Source organism: Roseomonas sp. TS2, assembly GCF_058833935.1.
This window is the reverse complement of the sequence record NZ_JCACVY010000339.1, coordinates 1-1,806: the sequence shown is the minus strand read 5'-3', so window position 1 is coordinate 1,806 and position 1,806 is coordinate 1. Positions and strand designations below refer to the sequence as shown.

General features: G+C 73.2%; 1 protein-coding gene. It reads right to left on the bottom strand.

The annotated features are described in order from the left end of the window. The coding region (locus ACZJYS_RS24205) for a HAMP domain-containing protein (protein WP_493180628.1) at positions 1 to 1,790 on the bottom strand (1,790 nt) is incomplete at its 3' end. Positions 1,791 to 1,806 lie beyond the last annotated feature (16 nt).

The following is a 1,806-nucleotide window of genomic DNA, read 5'->3' as shown; positions in this document are numbered from 1 at the left end:
TCGGTCAGGCTGCGCATGGTGGCGTCGGTGGCCTGGGCCTCGGCCACCGCCTGCTGCGTCACCCCCGCCGCCTCGGAAACCCGCCGGGTGATCTCGACGATCGAGGCCGCCATCTCCTCCGCCGCCGCCGCCACCGCCTGCACGTCCGAGTTGGCGCGGCTGGCCGCGTCGGCCACGGTGCTGGCCTCCTCCTGCGACTGGCGGGCGGTGGCGGTGAGCCGGCCGGCCGCCTCCTGCATCTCCCCGGCCCGGGTGACGAAGGTCTCCACCACCGACTTGACGTCGGCCTCGAAGGTGTCGGCCAGCCGGGCCTGCTCGGTCACCATGGTCCAGACCAGCATCGGCCCGACATAGGCGCCGGAAGGGTCGCGGATGGCGCTGACATTGAGCTCCATCGTCTCGCCGCCCGCGGTGATGCGGGTGCGGTAGGGCAGGCGCGAGCCATCGGCCATCAGGGCGCGCTGGCGGGCCGGGTCGCGGTGGAAGATGTCGAAGCTCTTGCCCAGCACCTCCTCCGGCCGGCAGGGCAGGAGGTGGGCGATGCGGTCCTTGAGCACCCCGCGCATCGCCGCGTTCATGTAGTTGATGCGGAAATCGTCGCGCGGATCGGCGGTGACGATGGCGATCGGCAGCTGCTCCATCATCTGCTTCTGGAGGTAGGATTGCCGCATGTGGACGCGCAGCGCCTCGGCCGCCGAGGCGATGGCGCCGATCTCGTCCCGCCGGTGCTGCTCCGGCACGGGCTGCGCCGCCTCCCCGGCGGTGATCCGCCCCAGCGCCGCCGCCAGCCGCCGCATCGGCGCCCCCACCAGCCGCCCCATCCCCCAGGCCGAGAGCAGAAGCACCAGCACCACGGCGCCGCCGGTCCACTGCCCGCCCTGCCGCAGCGACAGGAGATCCTCCTGCAGCGCCACCTCGGTGCGCCGCGCCGTGGCGGCCAGTGCCTCGCTCAGCCCGTCCATCTGGCGGTCGATCGAGACGCGCACCGCCACCGCCTCCTGCACCATGGCCTGCCGGCGCAGATTCAGCGCCGCCACATCCGCGGCCAGGGTTCCCATGCGCTCCGTCAGGCCGGAAAGCTGCCGCAGATCCGCCGCCAGCCCCGCATCGCGCAGGCCGGGCAGGCTACGCTCAAGCCCTTGCCGGTGCGCCTCGATCTGCGCCACGGCCTGCCGCATCCGCTGCAGCGGCGCGTCCTCGTCGGTGATCAGGTGGTGCTGCACGGCGTTGCGCAGTTCGCCGGCCGCCATGTGGAGAGACTGCAGGCGGTCGCGCAGCGCGCCGCGCTCCTCCCCCGGCAGGGCCGCGTACTCGACCATGCCGAGGGCGGGCTCCAACTGCCTGCCATAGGCGCGGAAGGCGGGGAAAAGCTGCTGGTCGCGCGCCTCCAGCAGATCCCGGCGCAGCCGCGCCAGCTCCATGGCCAGGGTCCGGTAGCGCTCCAGCAGCATCTGCGCCTCGGCCCTCTTCGGGTCGCCCTGGCCGCCCTGGCTCAGCAGGCGGCGCGCCTCGGCGAGCCACTGCTCCAGCTCCCGCGTGGCCCCCTCCACGGCTGCGGGCGACTGCGCGGCGATGGCGCTGCGGGTGGCGATTCCCGCACGCGCCAGCGCGAAACGCACCTCCCGCAACGCGGCATCGGCCTCGGCGGCGACTTTGAGCGTCTGGCTTTCCTGCGCCACGGCGGACAGCCCCGCATCACTGCGGGCCACCAGCAGCCCCAGCAGGCCAATCGCCAACAGAGCCGAAAGGAGCAGCTTCTGTGCGACGGGCAGGTTCAGCAGTATGCGCATTGGCGGCCCTCCAGCG